Raw genomic sequence first — 21,013 nt, forward strand, 5'->3', positions numbered from 1 at the left:
GCTGTCTCTGGAGTTGCTGTAATCATAGTTGCGATACTTTCGGTTCAGTTTCCGGATGGTGCTGCATTAAATCAAATACTTCCGATTCGGCGGCCATTGCTGTGGAGCATTCCAATCTTGAGCAAACAATTGCTCCTGCTGTTGAAGCAAAGTGAATTATTTTCGGGATTTCCCAACCTGAAATGAGACCGTGGCAGAGCGCTCCCGCAAATGAATCTCCTGCGCCGAGTCCGTTAATGGTTTTTACTTTAGTGACCGGTACTTCAATTCGCTGTTCGCGGGTTTTAGCGAGTGTACCTTTCGGACCTTGTTTCACAATTGCCAGTTTTACTCCGCGTTCCAGCAGTGCGTCTGCTGCGCGGTCCGGATTGCTCTCGCCTACTGCAATGCGGCATTCCTCTCTATTTCCGACGGCGACGTTCACGTATTCAAGGAGTGCTCCGATTTCGCGGGCGGCGGTTTCTTCACGATCCCAAAACATCGGACGATAATCAAGATCGGCAATAGTCCAGCCAGGCTGATTTTTCCGTGCTTTTAAAGCGAAATAATGTGCGCTGCGTGAGGGTTCGTTCGATAAACCAGTTCCGGAAACGAGAAATACTTTTGCAGCTTTTACTGCCAGTTCTGGCACATCTTCCGGGCGCAGCTGTAAATCGGGGGCAGATGGTTCGCGGTAGAAGTAGAGCGGGAAATTATCCGGCGGAAAAATCTCACAAAAAGTTACAGGTGTTTTATAGGTGTTGGTGGTAATTACGTATTGGTCAGATACTCTAAGCCGGTGCATTTCGTCGCGGACAAATTTTCCGAACGGGTCTGCTCCGACACCTGTAACGACGGCTGCGGTGTGCCCCATTTTTGCTGCTGCGACGGCAACATTTGTGGGTGAACCGCCGAGAAATTTTCCAAATGTTCTTACCGATTCCAGCCCTACGCCCGTCTGCAGTGGGTAAATGTCTACTCCTGAGCGTCCCATTGTCAGTACTTCCGGAGATGTTAGAACTTGCGGAGATTGTAATTCACGCACCATTGCGCACTTCCTTTCGTGTATAAATATATTTTCGCAGCAATTCAGAATTTGTCAACTATTTGTCTTGACAATGTTAGTTACAAATATTTCAGGAAGTTATTTTTAGAATATCCACAAAGCGGCTTAACAGTTTGCAACATATCGCCGGAAACTGCATTATGTGGAATAATACTTACTTGAATAGCTTCACTTAGCTGTCTTTTATTGTGCTATTTAGCTGTGACATTAAGGAATACATTTTGGTGGAAAAAGATTTGTCAATAGATTCTCCGTACGTGTTAGAGATTTCCCTGGACCGCGATTCTGCAGAGCCGCTGTATCAGCAAATTCTTGATCCGATTTCACAGTTGATTAAAAACGGCACCTTACCTCCGAATCAGCTTTTAGAAGACGAGATTTCGATGGCGAATCGGCTGAAAATTTCGCGGCCGACGGCACGGCGCGCGCTGCAGGAGCTTGTTGATTCGGGCTTACTTGTGCGTCGGCGCGGTGTGGGGACGAGAGTTTCTCCCTCGCATGTGCATCGGCAGCTTGCATTAACGTCGCTCAATGATGATTTGGTGAAGGCTGGGCATGCTACCCGCACGGAAGTGCTGAAATATGAGATTCATCTGGCTTCTCCGGAAGAGGTTGAGTTTTTGCACTGTGAACCAGATGAAGAACTGGTTACAATTCGGCGTTTGCGGTGGATTGATGATCAGCCGCTTGCGCTGATGTGCAATATTGTCCCAAGCCGGATTGCGCCGAGTCTTACTGAACTTTCGCGGTTTGGGCTTTATGAATGTTTTGGGCGTTACAATATTTTCCCTGCTTCTGCGGTTCAGACGCTTGGGGCAAAGAACGCTTCGAAAGAAGAGGCGGAAATTTTGAATGTTGAGCTGAATACTGCGCTATTTACAATGCAGCGTACTGCCTATGATGCTGACGGCAAGGTTATTGAGCATGGCGATCATGTGTACGATGCACGGCAGTATAAAATGACTTTTCCGCTTGTTTCATCTTCGAAGTAATTTCGCAGCGATTAGCTCCGCCATTGCCCGGGCGGGGTAATGGCGGAGTGCTGTTTTTGGTGTATTTTTTGGAAAGCGGCAAAGCGGAAAAATTTCCAGCAAAATGACATAACAAATGTTTCACATGTTCTTGACATGTGGTGAATATGTTATTAACATATATTTCACAAGGTATGTCACCAACGAGGGTGGCTGTGAGTTGACTCAATTTGCGTGCTTACCGCAATAAGTTGAGGGAAACATGGAAATGTCAAAAAGAATACATCTCTGGTTCTTTGCGAACTGCAACCCAGAAATTCGATACAGTTTTATGGAATGATTCTTCCGATTTGGAAGAGCTTCGGCAGTCAATCGCTTTCGGCAGCGTTGGAGCAACCTGCAATCCGGTGATTGCCTATACGACGATTGCGAAACACCCGGAGATTTGGGGAGACCGCATTCGGAAGATTGCAGCAGATCATCCAACGTGGAGCGAATCGCGGATTGGGTGGCAGGCCGTAAAAGATATGTCTGTTGAAGCGGCAAAACTTTTCGAAGATACTTTCGAAAAAACAAACGGACGCGACGGGCGGTTATCGGTGCAAACTGATCCGCGTTTGCACCGGGATGCGAATGCCTTAGCTGATCAAGCTGAAGAATTTCATAATCTTGCAAAGAATATTATTGTAAAAATACCTGCCACAAAGACCGGCATTGAAGCCATTGAGCTCGCTACTGAACGCGGTGTGTCCGTAAACGTCACCGTTTCTTTCTCGGTGCCGCAAGCGGTAACAGCTGCGGCTGCAATCCAGCGCGGGCTTGAAAAACGTGAAAGTGCCGGGCAGGATACTTCCCAAATGAGTCCGGTAGTAACAATTATGGTCGGCCGTCTTGATGATTGGCTGAAAGCTGTCGTGAAACGCGACAATATTTTCCTTGATCCGTCGGCACTTGAATGGGCTGGTATCGCTGCGGTAAAACGAGCCTACAAAATTTTCAACGAGCGCGGATATCGGGCGCGAGTGCTCGTGGCGGCTTTCCGAAATGTGCTTCAATGGAGTGAATTCCAAGGCGGCGACCTAGTTGTCTCTCCGCCATTTGCATGGCAGCAGATTGTGAATAATTCCGATTATGATCCGGTGGAAAAAATGAGTGCAGACGTAAATCCGCACTATATTAAGCAGCTGCAGCGAATTCCCGATTTCAATCGGGCGTATGAAGTCGATGGTATGAGCCTGGAAGAATTTGAAAACTTCGGACCAACTGTGCGGACGCTGCGGCAATTCCTCGCTGCTGATAATGATTTAGATGTTCTGATTCGCGACATCTTAATTCCAGTGCAATAAGCAATTTTTCGCACGATAAATTTTTGAAAAACAAATTCCGAACAAAGAAGTAAGGACGATTATCATGATTCGTATTGGATTAGTAGGCGCAGGGCGTATTGCGAATGTACATGCACGCACAATTGCAGCACATCCGAATGCGGAACTTGTGCTGGTGGCAGACCCATTTGCCGACGCCGTAAAGGAACTGGCGGCGAAGTATCACGCACGTTATTCATTAAATCCCGACGATGTGTTCCAAGATGATGAAGTGGATGCGGTAATTATTTGTTCGCCGACACCGCTCCATGTTGATCACGTCTTGCAGGCGGCAAAAGCCGGTAAGCCTGCGTTATGTGAAAAACCGGTTGCAATGGAGACATCGGCAGTTTTAGATTTAATGGAGAAACTCGAAAGTATTGAACACACTACAATGCTTGGATTTAACCGTCGTTTTGATCCGACTTTTGCGCGGATGCATAAGATGGCAGAAGCGGGAGTAGTTGGAAAAGTTGAGCAGGTGACTATCATCTCGCGCGATCCGGCTGCGCCGCCAAAAGAATATATTGCCGTATCCGGTGGGATTTTCAAAGATATGACGATTCACGATTTTGATACTGCACGTTTCTTCTTAGGGGATATCACTTCGGTCTATGCTGTCGGCCAAAATCTCGATCCGGAGTTGAAAGATACCGGAGATTTCGACGGCGTGGTGATAACTCTTACCAACGCCGTGGGTGCGACGGCAACAATTACAAACTCGCGTCATTGCGCTTCGGGATACGATCAGCGTCTTGAAATTTTTGGAGATAAAGCCACGATTAATGCGGATAATCTGCGTGCGAATCAAGTTCGCGTCTCGAATAGCGAATATACAGATGCAAAGGATGTTTACCTGGACTTCTTCCTAGAACGTTATGAAGAAGCGTTTGCGGCGGAGCTGAACGAATTTTTGCGGCAATTGCCGAAAAACGCAATCCTGCCACTTCAATTGACGACGGCGTGAAAGCGCTGCAGATTGCCGAAGCTGCTGAAGAATCTGCACGTACTGGAAAAGTAGTTTATCTCTGAACGGTGCTTGGCTCTTGAGGTATCCGGGATTATGCAATCTTTGCGATGTTTGCAGTGTCTGGCCGGGACTTCGCTTCGCTGCGAATATTGCTTAATTTGGATTGAGCTCAGCCTTGCTGAAGCGTTCAAAACATTAGCGCGCAGAGTATTCGGGCGCTAATTTGCAAAATTAAAAACACAGAAAATCAAAGGAGACTTTCGATGAAAATTGCCGGTGCACCAATTAGCTGGGGTGTTTGTGAAGTACCGAATTGGGGATATCAGCTTTCTCCGGATCGGGTACTCACTGAAATGAAAGAGATGGGTTTAACCGCCACTGAATTTGGTCCGCAGGGATGGCTGCCGCAAGAGCCGCAGGCACGCGCAGAAGCAGTATCTGGCTACGGGCTTGAACCAGTGGGCGCATTCTTCTTAGCGATTATGCATGATCCGCAAGTGGATCCAATTCCTGCTGTGCAGGCCGAGCTGGCTGCGTTTGCAGTTGCCGGCGGGACGAATCTGATTTTGGCTGCCGATTCTGGGCAAGATGGATATGATTCACGTCCGGTATTGGATGAAACTGGTTGGGAGACGCTCTTTAATAATCTCTCGCGGATAACTGAAACAGCTGCTGCGCATGGTGTGACCGCTTCGCTTCATCCGCATTGGGGTACAATGGTGCAAAATGTGGATGAAGTTGAGCGTGTTTTAGATAATTCCAGTGTGGGGTTGTGCTTAGATACTGGGCATTTGGCTTGCGGCGGTGCGGACGTTGTCGAGCTTGTAAAGAAATATGCTGACCGTGTGAAGATTGTGCATGCAAAAGATATTCGCAAAAGCATGACAGATAAGCTTCTTCCAGGCATAATCACCTGGGGCCAAGGGGTGAAAGAAGGGATGTTTGTTCCAATCGGGGAAGGTGATATCGACTTTGCGGCGATTGTTTCCGAGCTGAATAAGGTTGGGTTTTCCGGATATTATGTGCTTGAGCAAGATATTATGATTGACGGCGAGCCGGCTCCTGGTGCGGGTCCGATTATCGATGCAAAGAAATCTTTTGCAGCTTTGCAAGCTCTTGCAAAGTGAGTGGTATTTCATCCTAATATCCCGTCTTAGTTTTTGGCGCAGTACATTCTAAATATCCGAATATTCTCACCGTTAAAAGTGGTGTTTTATTTGCAGATTCGCAGATAAGACACCACTTTTGCCGGTTTTGAGGTTTAGAGAGTTTTGTAGGTGCGGGAAGATGCTTTGCTTTGTGTTTTGCCGGTTTCGATATTGGGAAAGCTGCGGTGTTTCTGGGGATGAGGTTAGGTTGATGTGTCATTATGGGTGGCAGTATTTGTTAGTAATAAAACATAAGTAATGTGACATTTAGCGCGAAAATTTGTATCTATGTAAATAACAAAATAAAGTAAGAATCGAAAACAACGAAAGAAAATAAGAGAAAAGAAGAATAATGACACTCTCAGCTTATATTGAAGAAACCCGCACGAAATATGTCCGAATCGCACCGGCCGATATTAGCTTCCGTTTTATTTCAGCCGATGCAGAAGTGTCTTCCGATAATTACGCCGATGAAGTCCAATTAAATCTGGTTCCGGCAATCTTTGCAGTCGGAATGTTATTTGCGGCAGTTGTGCTCGGCGTGGCTGCAAATGCGGCTGCTGTAGTTTTTCTGGCGGGAACTGCAGCTGCGGCAGTAGTTTCGGTATTTGCGTTTGTAAGTCTTTATGCAGTTAATTCAGCGGCTTCATCTTCACAAAACGATAAAGATTATGTGAACTAGATTCAGCTTGAAATTAGCTGGCGCTATCATTTGCGCTGGATTTTACTGCGGATTTCGCAGTTAATCTGAAATAACTGAATCGCAAGCTAAAGTAGATAAAAGTGTTCCCTAGATGAATATTTCGAAATATTCGCCTAGGGAACAGTTTGCTATTTGCTGCTGCAGGGCTGCAGGAATTTATCTGCGGATATTCCGCGTAATTCCCAGAGCTGCCTTTTATTTCGCATACTTTTCTTCCATGTAGGATTCGATTTCTTCAAGTGATTTATTCGAAGTTTCCGGCATAATTTTCCAAAGAATTACGGCAATTATGAGATTGAGAATGCCGTAGATGCTATACGTCATACCGCCGCCGAGACTGTTCATCATCGTTGGGAAAGTCCAGGTGATTGCGGCGTTGACCATCCACATGCAGAATATCGCAGTGCCATTCATTACTCCGCGGGCTGAAGCGGGGAACATTTCGCCGAGCATTGTCCAGACCACTGTGCCGTTAGAGGATTGCACCACCAGCATAAAGAATGCCATCAGGGCGAGAATTACATAAGCGGCCCAAGCCGGAGGTACTTCTCCGGCATTCATATCTGGAGCAATCATAAATTGGAAAACTCCGGCAATAGCGAGGAGAGTTGCTCCAACAAGAGAGACATCCCAAATTAAGATTGCGCGGCGGGAGAACTTGGTAATCAGGATTAGACCAATGGCAGAACCAATTACGGACATCACACCATTTGCAACTTGTGCACTGATAGCGGCAGACGTACCCATTCCCGCATAGCCAAGAACTTTCGGAGCATAATACATTACTGTATTTACCCCGGTGGTCTGATTTACAATTGCCAAGAATATGCCGACTAAAAGCAGTTTCCGCAGCCATGGAATCTGCCAAACTTCGCGTAAATTCCTTGTCTGAGTAGCTGGCGAACCTGTTTGCTTCTTTTCCACCATTTCATACAGTTCGTTGGTAACTGCTAAATCGCTTTCTCCGCCGCGAACTGTCTTCAGTGCGCCAATCGCATTGTAAATTTCAGAACGCAACACATACCAGCGTGAAGACTCTGGCATGAAGCGCATTCCAATCCAAAGTAAAATTGCCGGAATTGAGCACAATACAATCATCCAGCGCCAGGCAGCGCCATTACCGGATCCATCTTGAATTACGAGCTGCGCCGCAAAATCGCGGATTGTGTTCATATCAGTGGAATTTGCCGCTTGCTCGATAGCTTTTTGCAGTGTATCCCAAGTGTATTCCCCAGCTGCAATCTGTCCGTTTGGATCGGATGTGACCGTTAGCTGCGGTCCGCCATGCAGTGCATTGATTCCGGCGTTCATTGCAAAAGCGAGAAGCTGACCGGTAACAATCATTAACTGGTCGAGGGCGACGATTGTGCCGCGAATTCTTTTTGGCGCAGTTTCAGCCAGATAAACAGGTACGGTAGCTGAAGCTCCGCCCACTGCAATTCCGAGAATTAACCGGAAAGGATACATTATCCACACATTCGGGGCAAAAGTATTTCCGAGTGCGCCGATAAAGAAGAGGATTGCAAGTGTGATGATATTATGGCGCCGGCCGAAGCGGTCGGAAAGACGCCCGCCGAATAAAGCGCCAAATGCAGCTCCAACGGTGAGAATGCCGCCAATTGCTCCTTCTTCTCCAGCGGTTAATCCCAAGCCTCCAGCTCCTGAGGGCATATACATATAAGGCAGCGCACCCGATATTACGCCGGTGTCATATCCGAATAGCAGTGAGCCGAGTGTCGCAACTCCGGCAATAGCGATAATGCCGCGATGTTTTCCAGATGCTGGAGTTTCTTGCACCATTGTGCCGAGCTGTTCTTTGGAAAGCTGCTGCGGATTTATTTCTCTATTTTTATTTACCATCACATCTCCTTTGATGATGGTGCGGTCTCTGCTTATTTTGAAGCTAATCGCAATTCGCAAAGCTGATACACCAATATTTGTTTGTCATGTTTGTTTTTCTATTTTTTGTTTTAAGAACGCAATAAGAATGCGAAACATCTTCGTTTCAAAATATACGAGCTAATTGTAAGAACAAATTTAATATTTTGTCTATACAAATATTTTATATGTTTACAATATGTGCTTTAGAGCGACATATCTACTACGGCACGTCCCTGGATTTTTCCCTCAGCAAGCAGTGAGTATCCTATGCCTGCTTCTTCCAGTGAGAATTTACGGGTGACGATATGGCGGTAATCTATTTTCCCTTCTGTTGCCATTCGAATTACTGCTGGTAAATCTTGGCGGGTACGTGCACCATACGACCCGAGGATGGATTGTGAGCGCCGAACTGTGCGGTTAATTTCCACTGCTGCACTCTGCACGCCTGCACCTAAACCGATTGGCACCATCCGCCCGCCGTCGCGCAATGCGTCAAGAGCCGCAGTCCAGGTTTCCGGGCGTCCCAATGCTTCAAAAGCTACATCTACTCCGCGGCCGTTCGTGAGTCTGAATACAGCTTCATGCACATCTTCTTTAGCGGAATTCACGGTATCGGCGGCGCCAAGTTTTTTGGCTGCCTGAAGTTTTTCGTCGGTAATATCGATGGCGATAATTTGTGCTGCGCCAAATGCTTTTGCAACTTGGATAATATTGGACCCGATTCCGCCAGTTGCTACGACGGCAACTGTTTCGCCGTATTGGAGGTTTGCTCCGCGCCGTACGGCGCCGTAGCCGGTCAGAGCTGCGCATCCGAGAATTGCACCGGCGGTCATATCGATATCTTCATTCAGCACACTTACGGAAGTGGCTGGGATTACACAGTATTGCGCAAGTGCGCCCATTGAATACATTGCAATTGGATTGCCGTCGATATCAAAAAGCCGGGTTTTACCATCGTAAAGCTGCCCTTTAAGCCGGTTTAAATCGAAAAACGGCGCACAAAGATCGTCGCGGCCTGCAGCGCAAAACTCGCATTGGCCGCAAGGCATTAAAAATGCGCCGGCGACACGCTGACCGGTTTTAAGGCCGAAATGTTCAGTGTCTGGACCGATTTCGACAATTTCGCCAGTGACTTCATGGCCAAGCACTGCGGGGAGCGGGAATGCGATTTTTCCGCCGATAACGTGCAGGTCTGAATGGCACATTCCGCATGCGGTGACTCTAATCAGCACTTCTCCGGCTTGCGGACACGGAGTCCGAATAGTTTCAATTTGCAAACCGGTCTGCGGGTTGCGAAGCACTGCTGCGCGCATTGTAGGCGGTATTTGTATAGACATATTTCCTCCATTGGAATAATGAATGTGACAAAAATTAGTAATGTAATGCGATAAGTTTAACTTTGTTAATCTTGTTTGTCATCTATTTTTTCAAATTCCGCTAAAGTGTTTTTTAATTTATTCGCTCCTGTTGTCTGCCTAGCGTGCTGTTTGCCCACTTCAAGGGCGTGTTTTTATTTTAAAAGTACTTATTAATTGCTGTAATACTAAGTTTTTATAGGTATTACATATTTTTATATTGTATGGACATTTTAATGTGCAGAATGTATCCTGAGTTTCAATAGTTCAGTAATTTTGCATGGAATACGCAGTCAGCGCCATAGAGATGCTGCAGATAAAGCTGCTGCAGAGATAACCTCGGGGAGGTAGCGAAAGTATTAAAATTTAACGAGCGGGAAAAGTTTTGCGCGTTAGCGTAATTAGTGTCAAGTAGCTGGGCTTGAGCGATATTGATACCAGTCCGGATTCGTGAGACTTGGCTTTTCGTGTCATATTCGGATTTATCTTTGCCGCAATACTTGATGATGTATCGGCTGACTATTCCTTTTATATTTGTCTGCCGATTAACTGCTGGGCAGATTTGGATTTTGGATTAATGCGCACCAACTCTCTTTTGGAAGAATTGGGCGCAAAAGGTCCTACAGGTTTCGCTGCTGGAAGTGATTATGTGCATTTTGCCGAAATCAATTATGCAAAATTGTGCATTCAACTATTGTCAGACAAGAGAAAATGTTCTAGAGTGGTGCATGTCTTAGGTGTTACTGTTCGGCAGGCATGACTGAAGATTTCGGGTTTTCGTTATTCCGATAGTTCACAAGTGCGTGTTCGGGCGTGCTAGTGTGCTCAAAGGAGAGCTCAGGTCGTGCAAGATTTACCTCGCATCATTCGTGTGTTGTCAAACAACGCGGTTGTCGCTCGCTCGCGCGATTCAGAAATGGTTCTCGTTGGGCGGGGTATTGGTTTTGCGCGAAAACCCGGCGACCTCATCAATAAAGAAACCATTCAGCATCGTTTCGTAGAAGTGAGTCCCGATCGGGCAGCGTTTATGCAGTCAGCATCAAACCTTTCCCCGATTATTCTCACTACGATTAACGCCGCGCTTGATCTCGCTGGAGATTTGCTCGGCGAGTTGCATCCTTCGGTTTACCTAGTACTTGCTGATCATATTGCGTTCGCTGTGCAGCGGCACAGCAAAGGGCAGCTAATCAAATCGAAAGTACTTGGTGAAGTGAAGGCTGCCTTTCCGGCAGAATTTGCGGCGGCGGAACTGATGGTGACTTACCTGAATGCGCATCTAGATTCTGCGCTGCCAATTGATGAAGCCGCATTCATCGCCCTCCACCTCAACGCTGCGATTACTGGTAAAACGGTGAAAGCTCCGCTTGAGCAGACGAATTTGCTCTCTGAGCTGGTCGAATTTCTCGAAGACGAGCTGGGAATTGCGCGCGGCGGAGCCGATGACGACATGATTACAAGCCTGATGCGTCTCTCACGGCGTGTTCGTAATGGTCAATTCCGTCGTAATGATGCGAAAATGTGTATAACGACGGCAATCCCGCACGAAACTGCTGCTGCACGTCAGGTGATAAAAAACTTGCTGGCGGTGAGATTCCGAAACAGGCGGAAGGAGAAGTAGCCTATTTCGCAATGAAACTCCACGGCTGGCTTGATACACACAATGAAAGGAATTGAATCGTGAAGGGTTCATTTATGGAGAGCCTCCAACGGCTCGGTAAGGCGCTCATGGGTGCAGTGGCAGTGATGCCAGTGGCTGCAATCCTCATGGGTGTTGGTTACTGGATTGATCCGAGTGGCTGGGGCGCCAACAACGTTGCTGCTGCAGTCCTAATTAAAGCTGGCGCAGCAGTTCTTGATAATCTTGGCTGGATTTTCGCAGTCGCAATCGCTTTCGGTCTTGCAAAAGATTCAAACGGCGCTGCTGCACTTTCCGGTTTCCTTGGTTACGCTACTGTAAAGCTGCTGTTGGGCGAAAGCACCGTTGCCGGCTACCAGGGTGTAGATTTAGCAAAACTGAAGGAAGAGGGCGGCCAGGCGCTGCTCGACTGGAACTCCCATGGCTGGGCTGCAATCAACGATAAGAACGTGCTTATCGGAATCCTCGTCGGTATCCTCGCAGCTTGGGTTTACAACCGTTTCCACCGCACCAAGCTTCCGGATTTCCTAGCATTCTTCTCCGGCCGCCGTCTCGTGCCGATTATGACCTCGATTCTGGCAATCGCACTTTCCGGCATTCTCTACATTGTCTGGCCGCTCGTTTACGGTGCGCTTTTCTCATTCGGTCAGTGGATTTACGGCTTGGGTGCTGCAGGCGCCGGTCTTTACGGTGTCGCTAACCGGCTCCTGATTCCAACCGGCCTGCACCACGCACTGAATCAGATTTTCTGGTTCAACGTTATCGGCATTGACGATATCAACAAGTTCCTCGGCGGCGGGCAAACCATTGAAGCTGCAAAGGCTGCTACTGACGCTGCTTCCTGCCCAGGAGTTTGGGCAGACGGTGTTTGTACCGTAATCGGTGAAGTTGGCCGTTACCAGGGCGGTTTCTTCCCAGTAATGATGTTCGGCCTCCCAGCTGCAGCACTTGCAATCTACCTGCGTGCAGATAAGAGCAAGAAGAAGGCAATCGGTTCGCTGATGGCTGCCGGCGCACTTGCTTCAATCTTCACCGGCGTTACCGAACCGCTCGAATTCTCCTTCATGTTCGTTGCTCCGCTGCTCTACGGAATTCACGCAATCCTCACCGGCCTTGCAGTATTCATTGCAGCAACCTTCAAGTGGACTGCCGGCTTCGGCTTCTCCGCTGGTTTCGTTGATTTCTTGCTCTCCACCCAGAACCCGATTGCAAATCAGTGGTGGATGCTCCTCCTGCAAGGTCTCATCTTCGCGGTAATCTACTTCGTAATCTTCTACTTCCTCATTGGCGCACTTAACCTGAAGACCCCAGGCCGCGGCAATGATGATGATGCAAGCGCACAGCTCAGTTCGGATGCTCCGCTTTCCGATACAGCTTCAAAGATTATTTCTGGTCTCGGCGGTATCGAAAACGTTGATACACTCGACTACTGCGCTACCCGTCTGCGGACAATCGTGAAGGATTACACCAAGGTTAATGAAAAGACCATCAAAGATGCCGGTGTTGCTGGTGTGATTCGCCCGTCGCAGAAGTCAGTGCAAATAGTTATCGGTCCGAAAGTCCAATTCATGTACGATGAAGTGGCTGATCAGCTGCGTGCAAGCGACGCAAAACTAAATGGTGAGCAGGAAGTCTAATTTGACTCATGCTGATTCAGTTAGCGAAACAGCTGTTTCACTAACTCACATTTAGGCATAATAGCCGCTAAAATTCAGAGTAATATTTCCGGGTTGAGCTTGTCTTTTCGGCAGAGCGTCACAGCGAGCCTTGATGAGCTCAACCCGAAATAACCTCGCAAATCGAAAGGGGACATTAGCGATGTTGTTTGGTCGGAGCAAAAAAGTACAGTTAATCCAGCCTTTCGCAGGCAAAATCGTGGGCTTGAGTGAAGTCCCGGACGAAATGTTTGCGCAAAAGATGCTTGGCGACGGTTTCGCAGTAGAACCAAGTGAAGATTCATTTAACGTGGTAGCGCCGGTTTCCGGCACATTACTGAAGGTGTTCGGCACGCTTCATGCTTTCGCAATGAAGAGCGACGAAGGTCTTGAGATTCTCGTGCATATTGGTCTCGAAACCGTTGAACTCAAAGGCGACGGCTTTACTGAGCTTACACACACAGGCGATCACGTCGAAGCGGGAACCCCGGTAGTGGGTGTAGATGCAGCAAAAGTAAAAGCTGCCGGATACAATCTCGTGACTCCAGTGGTACTTACAAACCCAGGGCAAGTAAAGAGTATCAATATCAATTCTCAGGGTGCCGAAGTGGTGCTCGCATAATTTTTTTGAAGGGAAACATCTATGTTTTCAAAGCAAGCAACCGTTGCAGCAAAACTTGGGCTTCACGCACGCCCGGCAGCGGCATTTTCACGTACCGCTGCTGAAACAGGCAAGGATATTACGATCAGCCTTGGCGATAACTCGGCAGATGCGGCAAGCCTGCTTGAAGTAATGACGCTTGGTGCGAACTGCGGTGACGTGGTAACTCTTTCGGGTGATGACGATGCCGCACAGGCAATCGAAGCACTAGTTGAATTTATTGAGAATCAGGAGTGAATGAAATGGGCAGCGGCGAACTAGCAGCAGATTTTCGCGGTATTGGTGTATCTCCGGGCACAAAGTTTGGCCCTGCCTACTTGGTTTCTGAGCCTGCAGGCGTAGACCCAAATGAGCCTGCAGGCAGTGCGCAGGATGCGCCGCGAGTAAAAGCGGCTTTCGATACTGTAGCTGACGAACTTTCTGCCCTTGCAGCGAATCGTGAGGGAGAATTTTCGGAAATTTTGGCAATGACTGCCGACCTTGCACGTGATAAAGGGCTAATCAAAGCGACTTTAAAGAAACTTGAGCAGGGTCTTGGGGTAACTGCTGCAGTGCAGGCAGCCGTCGGTGATTATGCGATGATGCTTGAAAGCCTTGGCGGATACATGGCTGAACGCGTGACCGATTTGGAGTCGATTCGAGATCGGGTGATTGCGAAGCTTCGCGGCGTGCCTGCCCCCGGTGTTGCTGTTTTTAATGAACCAGGTGTGGTGGTAGCGAAAGATCTTTCTCCGGCGCAGACTGCAGATTTCGATCTTTCGAAAGTGCTTGCAATAGTTACTGAACTGGGAGGGCCGACTTCACACACCGCAATTTTAGCGGCGACTCTTGGGATTCCGGCGGTGGTGGCCGCTTCCGGGATTTCGGATGTGCATGAAGGGCAGCAAATTCTGATTGACGGACGCACGGGATCGATTTGGGTTGATCCGGCGGATGACTTTGTGGAAGCCGAATTAGCTTCAGCTGCAAAACGTGAAAAGTTCTTGGCGTCTACAAGCGGTGCAGGAAAAACTGCCGACGGTGTGCCGATTGCGTTGAAAGCCAATATTGGCACACTGGCAGATGCGCAAAAGCTGCATGAAGCTGATCTTGAAGGTGTCGGACTGCTGCGCACAGAGTTCATGTTCTTAAACGGCGCTGAAGCTCCGACAGAAGCAGAGCAGGAAGCGAACTTTCGCGGCATTATTGAGGCTTTCGACGGAAAATCTGTTACAGTGCGCACTCTCGATATTGGGGCAGATAAACCAGTACCATTTATTGATCAGAGCGGTGAAGAAAACCCGGCACTCGGGCAGCGCGGGATTCGGCTGTGCCAGGCACATGAAGAATTGCTGGACACACAGCTTGCAGCGCTGGGTGCAGCAGCAAAACCAGATACGCGTGTGATGGCGCCGATGATTGCGACTGTGGCGGAAGCAAAATGGTTCGCTGATCTTGCTCGGTCAAAGGGATATCAAATGTGGGAATCATGGTGGAGACGCCAGCTGCTGCGATTCATGCGCGCCGGCTGATTGAAGGAGCTGCGCTCGATTTTGTTTCGATTGGTACCAATGATTTGACCCAGTATGTGATGGCAGCTGATCGGTTACATCCGGCACTTACAGATTTGAACAATCCGTGGCAGGTTGCAGTGCTTGAATTGATTAAAGATGTTTGTGAAGCTGGGAAAGCTGCGGGAGCAAATGTTGGGGTTTGCGGTGAAGCTGGCGGGCATCCGCTTCTTGCCCTGGTGCTTGTCGGGCTTGGCGTAGATTCACTTTCAATGTCAGCTGCAAAAGTGCCGGCTGTGCGGGCAGCTCTCGCGCGCCATACTTTTGCAGAGTGTCAAGAGCTGGCGCAGATTGCGCTCGCTGCTGACTCTGCGGAAGAAGCAAGAGCAGCAGTGTTTGCAAAAATTCCGGAAACTGCAGATCTTTGCGGGTAAGCCGCGGATTTTGCGGTGAGACTGCGGATTTTTGCTGGCAGCTGCGGATTTTGCCGCCAGTTACGTAAGTTCGCAGGCATTATGCCATCACTTACGTGCGCTGGCGCGAACTTTGCCGCCAGTTACGTAAACTGATACCCCGGCACAAGCAAAATGTGCAGAGCCTTTTTGGTTGGGTTTAGTTTTGCCGGTTCCAAGCGGTGTTTTTGCATAGCGGTCAGGATTGATCTATGCAAAAACGCCGCTTTCCACCCGAACAGCTACCGGCTTTTTATTCCACTAAGCCAAACAAAAATACGAAGAGCTGTCAAAGCCGATTCTGCCACCAGTTATGTTAGTCCACGAGCACTTTGCCGCCAGTTACGTTACTTCGCGCCCGTTATGCTACCGACTTACACACTCTCACAGCTCAAGTAGCCCAGCCGCTTGCAATCCTTTACTGGAAAACTTCTCCGGATTCCGCATAATTGCGGATACCCGATACTCAGTTCTCATCTCGAAAAGCTCAGATTTTTGAGATTTGCACATAGACTTGATGACTGCGCGGAAATTCTCGCGCACACGCATCTTTCAACTCACGTTTGAGTGAATCGGTACAGCTGCTCAGCGTAATATCGCGGTTTTCATACCCGTCTTCGCGCAAATGAATCGTCCCGCCTTGAATAACGATACTCACTGACCGGTCACGCTTCCATGTAAGCAGAGTGACTTTTGTGTCGTGTCTGCGCTGCACTGCAGTGATAAGAGTTTGCTGTGCCTGCTTCAAGGGAAGTAATTTCATGCGGTTACCTCAAACACTTCAGATAGAAAACTTTAGGACAAGAATTTGTCGATTGCACGGGAAAAATCTGATTTTTGAATTTGATTCGACATAAAAACCACAGTCACCCGCTGATTTTGCACAATGAATCCCACCCGTACCGGAGGTAACAGTCCGAGATTTACTCGACATTCATAGACTTTACATCCAGCAAACAACAGTCGGCTGGCAATTTTCGTCTTTGAAAAATTATTCGCAAGCTGTTCTGCTAACTGCGACTCCACAGCCCGACGGATTTCAGTAATCTGTTTTGGATATTTTCGCAATAACTTCCGCGTGCCTGCCTCATGGTAAACCACCTCCATATTGCCGGCTGCTATATTACGCATTATCGGCACCCTACACCTTCATTAGAAACCCGCTATCTGCAGAAAATGTTAGCGCGGATAGTTTCATAAAGCTATCGCAGTTTCATAAAGCTATCAGTATCGGTTTTGCGGAAATATTTACATTCCTGATAATTTCAGGAGCAAAATGCGCACATTTTCGTTGGCTCGGGTACTTGCCGTGTATTGAAGTATTGCTGCAGAGATTAAATTCTTTGGAGATGCTGCTCGGTGGGCTTAGTAAATTCCTATTATCTTCGATATTACTTAATGCTAATTTTGCAAATTCGTTTTGCGCAGGTTTCGTGCATGCCGTTTGTGTACTGCCGTGTACCGTTCGTGTACTGCCGTCTGCCGTGCGCCATGTAATTGCGTGCTGAACATTTTGTATTGCGTGCTGAGCATTGAATATTGGTTAAGGCGGGATACGCTTGCTTCGCAGTACGAGATATTTATTTTCCGCTTTTTCCTTTTCGCTTTGTTATTTTCCATTTCCAGCTTTCCAGCTTTTCAGTTTTCCGGCGTTCCGCATTTCTCTTCCGAAGTTCCGGCGTTCCAGCTTCCGGCGTTCCGCATTTCTCTTCCGAAGTTCCGGCGTTCCAGCTTCCGGCGTTCCGCATTTCTCTTCCGAAGTTCCGGCGTTCCAGCTTCCGGCGTTCCGCATTTCTCTTCCGAAGTTCCGGCGTTCCAGCTTCCGGCGTTCCGTGTTCCGGAGGCAGAAAACGGCGGCTGCAGAACATTAATAATATTCTCAGCCGCCGTAATAAGCGGGCGATACCGCCGTTGTTTGCATAATCAGCAGCAACAGCACCACGGCAAGCCCCGAAATATGCGGGCGATACCGCCGTTATCTGCAATCAGTTGTGATGTTTAGGCGTTTTCCGCTTGGTATATGTTCTTGCGGCGGCGGTATGCCGGAGTAAGAATCCCTGCACCCATAAGCGCAATCAGGAGCGACCAGATAATCAAATTTCCTGCAGCAGCGCCGGTACGGGCAAGTGTGTTGCCGAAAGCGTCATATTCAACCAAATTGCCGTCCTTATCGCACGTAGTTGCCGAAACTAGAGCAACGGAGGAAGACATCGGCGCTAATTTTTCACCTGCTTTGTAGAAGCCGGCAAATGCTTTTGCACCGTCAGCGGTGAGTCTGACTGCTGCTCCAGAGAAGCTCAGGCGGGAATCGGTAACTTTAATTCCGTTGAAAGTAACGGTTGCGAAATTGACTCGGCCCAGGCTGAACTTATTTCCGCTCATATCGGATCCGGAAACATTCATATAGAGGCTTGCGGTGTTTCCGTTAATAACGAGAGCCGGGCTGCTGATACGGATGTCGAGAACGCCGTTATGGCCGGTAAAGTGAACTGAACCGCTGTAGTAAATTTTACCGGTGCGGGTTGCGGTGTTGTAGAGTCCGCCGGTTGCCGGGAAGCTGAACTGCGCCCCGTCCCAGGAAGCGCCAGCGAGATCCCATTTACCATGCGCAATCGGGCCGCGCAGGTAGGATGTGAAAGAGGAGCGCAGCGCCCAGCTTAGCGATCCGTTGGTAATGCGCTTCTTGTGCGGGTCAGCTTCGCACTTCTGAAGCTGTTCATGCTGCGTCGGCGGTTGAGGCTGAAGCTGCGGTTGAGGCGGAGCCTGCGGTTGGGGCTGAATTTGCTTTTCAGATTCGCCATTCTCTGTGCGGTTCGGCTTTTCGCCTCCAGCGGTGAAAGTGATCGTAATCGGATCCAGTGCCTGCCCCTCATCGTAGAAGTTAGCAAATGCTTTCGCGCCGTCGGCAGTGAGGTTCACATCAGCAAAGTGAATCTTCTTTGCTGCGCCTTCGCCGGTGATTTGCGGTTCGGAAAGCTCTGCGAGAGCTACGGTGGCAGTTACCCGCTTGCTCTCATCTGCAGCCGGATTTTGCTTGCCGGAGAGGATTGCGTGGATGTTTTTCTGGTCGAATGGCAGGTAGGACATAGTTGCAATTAGCTGCCGCCCCTGATTGTTATTTACGATACGCGGATTCGAGATGGTCATATCAAGCAATCCGTTGTGGGCGGTGAAGTGCACTTTTCCGGCGAACTGGAGATCTTGCAGCTTGTTCAGATCGAAAGCTGCCGCATCCTTGATTGGGAAGGTAAATTCGCCTGCAGCGCCTTCAGAAAGCTCCCATTTGCCGTGAGCGAAATTGCCTGAAACGTATTTCCGGAAGCTCGCTTTCAGACCCCAGTTCAGCATTGGAACGAGAGTGTTCTGCTTCGGATTGTCTTTCTTTGCGTCGTTTTGTTTCGGGTCGTCTTTCTTTGCGTCGTTTTGTTTCGGGTCATCTTTCTTTGCGTCGTTCTGCTGCTTTAACTGCGCAAAGAAATCGGTAACGTTCTTGTCGAGCTGATTATTTTCAGCACGAACCTGCTCGATCGTCTTCGGGTTTAGCAGAGTCTGAGCTTCGGCTGCGTCTGCTGGGAAGTGCCTGATAATTTTCCCTAATCTTTCGCTGCTGTATCCGTTATCATCAAACTCTTTATCAAACTTTTCTTTTAACGCCGACCAGTCGGTGAATGAGTTGTAATTGATTTTCAAAGAACGAAGCAGTGCGGTAATAGCGCCTGCTGTTAGCGGATTCGGATCTTTGATGAAGTTATGTTCAAGATTGAGTTTGTGAACTGCGTTCTTTTGCGGGAGCGTGCCAAGATCTTCAATCAGGTTATGCGAGAGATTAAGATCCAGCATAATCGGAAGATCTTTCATGACGCTTAAATCAGCAATTCGGTTATGGGAAAGATCAATTTTATGAATATTTTCTTTCTCCACTCCCGTTTTTCGATTTCCCGATCCCACTTCAACTGGGAAAGATTGGAGATCCGGTTATTAGTTAAAATCAGCTTGTCGATTTTTGGGAGAACGCCGACGGCAGAGATGTCTGTGATCCAGTTATCTTCTGCTTCAATCGTTTCGATCTTCGGTGACTTTTCGAGTCCTTTCAGCGAAACAAGCTTGTTTTTGCCGAAAATTACTTCGCGCAGTTTCGGCAATCCGGTTAACGGAGTTAAATCGGTAATTTGATTGTTATAAAAATCGACGGTGTTCAAGTTTAATCCATGCTGCAGGCCTTCAAGATTTTTAATCCCTCTTGAAGCGCATTTGAGAGTAAAAATTCCTTCGATGGTTTTATTGGTAATCGGAAGCCCGGCAACCAGATCTGTTTCAAAGCGGATACACTTTTCTAATTCTTTATCCGGGATTTGCAGCACCTGTATCGGTGCGTCGCTGTATTCCGGTGCTACTTTCGGGTTCTTGAAATTTTCCGGGAAAAGCTCCCAGAGAACCGGCATCTGCACATTTTCCGCATTTCCATCCGCTGGAATCGTCATGGCAAACGGGGCGCCTGGTTCGTTCTCGTAAAAACCAACTAAGGATTTAACATTGCTCGAAAGTACGGTCTTTAAAGCGGAAACAATAACTGTATTGTTTTTGCGTTCAATCTTGAGGTCTTTTAACTCAGCGATTTCTTTTTGCTTGAATTCAACTTTTCCTTCTTTTGCCATCGTTCCGGCAGTGTAGCCGTCGGCAAGTAAAAGGCCTTTCTTAAAGTCAATGGTCGGGTTGGCAATCCATAAATCAAGAATTCCGCCATATTTCCGCCAGCTAACTTTCCCCTGCAGCTTCAGCATTCCGGTTTTACCTGTTAGGTCAAGAGTTTGCCCTGGAACCGGCGACCAGAGAAGTTCATTATTTCCAGAAGTGAGAACTTTAACATGCTCGCCTCGGTTTTCACCTTCTTTTAGCGCCGTATTCCAGGTGCGGCCGACGTAATCGCGGAATGAACGGCGGAAATCCCAGTTAGCGAAACCGGTATTGACGGTAAGAACATTGCTGTTATTTTGCACGGCAGCTGTTTCAGTTTTTCATTCCTGGTTTCCGGCTTTGGCTCGGCAGCCTTATTTGCCGTATCTGCTGCAGATTTCGCAGCTCTTTCAGACTGAGGTCCTGCAGTTTCGTGAACCGATCCAGCTGCTTTCGCGCCGGAATCAGGTTTCTGTTCTGTTTTCGCTGCAGGTGTTTCGGCACTAATTTCTGCTGCGGCAGAATCGGCGCCCTCGATGCTGAATGCTGGTGTGATTCCTCCGAGCAGTAATGCTGATACTGCTATTGCGGAGGTAAGCACCTTAATTAATGATTTCCTCATAGTTCTCCGAATCAAATAATCTGATAAATATCAGACTTAGGCTACCCTAACTTAATGGATGAAAACAATATGCTTTCCGTTCGAATCGAGATTGGGAAGCGGCTGATCTTCGGAGACGTTTCGTGGAAGCATAATCTTGGGCGGTGACAGCAAAAGGTTTACGCGAAATGAGCATAGAATATCTTTGGCGTGAGATTTTATCCGGAAACTGAAAAGTTTACGCAAATACAATCTTTACGACGGCAGATATGCAATGCCCTGTCTCTATCAGTGATTTCCGCAGCGTATAGTTAAATCTCTTAGATAAGAACGGTTGCAGGAATTACCTTATCAGAATATATGTTTTGTGAGGAGATTTTATTTTGCTATGTCGCTAACATGCGGAG

General features: G+C 48.1%; 19 protein-coding genes and 1 pseudogene. 12 read left to right on the forward strand and 8 right to left on the reverse strand.

Annotated features, from left to right (window positions below; translation table 11 throughout):
• Positions 1–22: 22 nt before the first annotated feature.
• Positions 23–1,027, reverse strand: a complete 1,005-nt coding sequence (gene iolC, locus RQN30_RS08665; protein WP_353060134.1) for a 5-dehydro-2-deoxygluconokinase — start codon at positions 1,025–1,027, stop codon at positions 23–25.
• A 242-nt stretch (positions 1,028–1,269) separates the two neighbouring features.
• Here iolC and RQN30_RS08670 point away from each other — a divergent pair, with 242 nt between their 5' ends.
• The 5 genes and pseudogenes from RQN30_RS08670 (at position 1,270) to RQN30_RS08690 (ending at position 6,180) form a co-directional block, all read left to right on the forward strand.
• On the forward strand, positions 1,270–2,037 hold the full coding sequence (locus tag RQN30_RS08670; protein ID WP_491608724.1) for a GntR family transcriptional regulator: 768 nt from the start codon (positions 1,270–1,272) through the stop codon (positions 2,035–2,037).
• Between the two features lie 230 nt (positions 2,038–2,267).
• Entirely contained in the window at positions 2,268–3,362 is a 1,095-nt protein-coding gene (locus RQN30_RS08675) for a transaldolase family protein (RefSeq protein ID WP_491608725.1), read from the forward strand.
• Between the two features lie 64 nt (positions 3,363–3,426).
• Positions 3,427–4,412, forward strand: a pseudogene (iolG, locus tag RQN30_RS08680) (inositol 2-dehydrogenase).
• A 201-nt stretch (positions 4,413–4,613) separates the two neighbouring features.
• A complete protein-coding gene (locus RQN30_RS08685) occupies positions 4,614–5,477 on the forward strand; it encodes a sugar phosphate isomerase/epimerase family protein (RefSeq protein ID WP_353060136.1) in 864 nt (287 codons plus the stop codon).
• A 373-nt stretch (positions 5,478–5,850) separates the two neighbouring features.
• The gene (locus RQN30_RS08690; protein WP_353060137.1) at positions 5,851–6,180 is read left to right on the forward strand and encodes a hypothetical protein; all 330 of its coding nucleotides are present in this window, start codon (positions 5,851–5,853) and stop codon (positions 6,178–6,180) included.
• 216 nt (positions 6,181–6,396) lie between these two features.
• Here RQN30_RS08690 and RQN30_RS08695 read toward each other — a convergent pair whose 3' ends face one another.
• A complete protein-coding gene (locus tag RQN30_RS08695) occupies positions 6,397–8,061 on the reverse strand; it encodes an MFS transporter (RefSeq protein WP_353060138.1) in 1,665 nt (554 codons plus the stop codon).
• A gap of 224 nt (positions 8,062–8,285) precedes the next feature.
• Complete coding sequence (locus RQN30_RS08700) at positions 8,286–9,419, reverse strand: zinc-binding dehydrogenase (protein WP_353060139.1); 1,134 nt, start codon at positions 9,417–9,419, stop codon at positions 8,286–8,288.
• Between the two features lie 475 nt (positions 9,420–9,894).
• On the opposite strand from RQN30_RS08700, the gene RQN30_RS08705 reads away from it, so the two are divergent.
• From RQN30_RS08705 to RQN30_RS08735, 7 genes are all read left to right on the forward strand, one after another.
• Positions 9,895–10,197, forward strand: coding sequence for a hypothetical protein (locus RQN30_RS08705; protein ID WP_353060140.1), 303 nt, complete (start codon positions 9,895–9,897; stop codon positions 10,195–10,197).
• A gap of 84 nt (positions 10,198–10,281) precedes the next feature.
• A complete protein-coding gene (locus RQN30_RS08710) occupies positions 10,282–11,055 on the forward strand; it encodes a CAT RNA binding domain-containing protein (protein ID WP_353060141.1) in 774 nt (257 codons plus the stop codon).
• 59 nt (positions 11,056–11,114) lie between these two features.
• Positions 11,115–12,710, forward strand: a complete 1,596-nt coding sequence (nagE, locus tag RQN30_RS08715) for an N-acetylglucosamine-specific PTS transporter subunit IIBC (RefSeq protein ID WP_353060142.1) — start codon at positions 11,115–11,117, stop codon at positions 12,708–12,710.
• 181 nt (positions 12,711–12,891) lie between these two features.
• Complete coding sequence (locus RQN30_RS08720; protein ID WP_353061822.1) at positions 12,892–13,350, forward strand: PTS sugar transporter subunit IIA; 459 nt, start codon at positions 12,892–12,894, stop codon at positions 13,348–13,350.
• A 21-nt stretch (positions 13,351–13,371) separates the two neighbouring features.
• Positions 13,372–13,626: an HPr family phosphocarrier protein gene (locus RQN30_RS08725; protein ID WP_353060143.1), complete on the forward strand. Its 255-nt coding sequence runs from the start codon at positions 13,372–13,374 to the stop codon at positions 13,624–13,626.
• Between the two features lie 5 nt (positions 13,627–13,631).
• Positions 13,632–14,900, forward strand: a complete 1,269-nt coding sequence (locus tag RQN30_RS08730) for a putative PEP-binding protein (protein ID WP_353061823.1) — start codon at positions 13,632–13,634, stop codon at positions 14,898–14,900.
• On the forward strand, positions 14,858–15,313 hold the full coding sequence (locus RQN30_RS08735) for a putative PEP-binding protein (protein WP_353060144.1): 456 nt from the start codon (positions 14,858–14,860) through the stop codon (positions 15,311–15,313). Before RQN30_RS08730 ends, RQN30_RS08735 begins: the two co-directional genes overlap by 43 nt.
• A 505-nt stretch (positions 15,314–15,818) precedes the next feature.
• On the opposite strand, the gene RQN30_RS08740 is transcribed toward RQN30_RS08735, so the two are convergent.
• From RQN30_RS08740 to RQN30_RS08760, 5 genes are all read right to left on the reverse strand, one after another.
• A complete protein-coding gene (locus RQN30_RS08740) occupies positions 15,819–16,094 on the reverse strand; it encodes a hypothetical protein (RefSeq protein ID WP_353060145.1) in 276 nt (91 codons plus the stop codon).
• A gap of 32 nt (positions 16,095–16,126) precedes the next feature.
• On the reverse strand, positions 16,127–16,462 hold the full coding sequence (locus RQN30_RS08745) for a hypothetical protein (RefSeq protein ID WP_353060146.1): 336 nt from the start codon (positions 16,460–16,462) through the stop codon (positions 16,127–16,129).
• A gap of 867 nt (positions 16,463–17,329) precedes the next feature.
• Positions 17,330–19,279, reverse strand: coding sequence for an HtaA domain-containing protein (locus RQN30_RS08750; protein WP_353060147.1), 1,950 nt, complete (start codon positions 19,277–19,279; stop codon positions 17,330–17,332).
• Positions 19,195–20,328, reverse strand: a complete 1,134-nt coding sequence (locus RQN30_RS08755; protein WP_353060148.1) for an HtaA domain-containing protein — start codon at positions 20,326–20,328, stop codon at positions 19,195–19,197. Before RQN30_RS08755 ends, RQN30_RS08750 begins: the two co-directional genes overlap by 85 nt.
• Complete coding sequence (locus tag RQN30_RS08760; RefSeq protein WP_353060149.1) at positions 20,223–20,627, reverse strand: hypothetical protein; 405 nt, start codon at positions 20,625–20,627, stop codon at positions 20,223–20,225. The genes RQN30_RS08755 and RQN30_RS08760 overlap by 106 nt, the downstream gene beginning before the upstream one ends.
• Positions 20,628–21,013: the final 386 nt, after the last annotated feature.

Source organism: Arcanobacterium hippocoleae (assembly GCF_040360365.1).
Lineage (GTDB): Bacteria > Actinomycetota > Actinomycetes > Actinomycetales > Actinomycetaceae > Arcanobacterium_A > Arcanobacterium_A hippocoleae_A.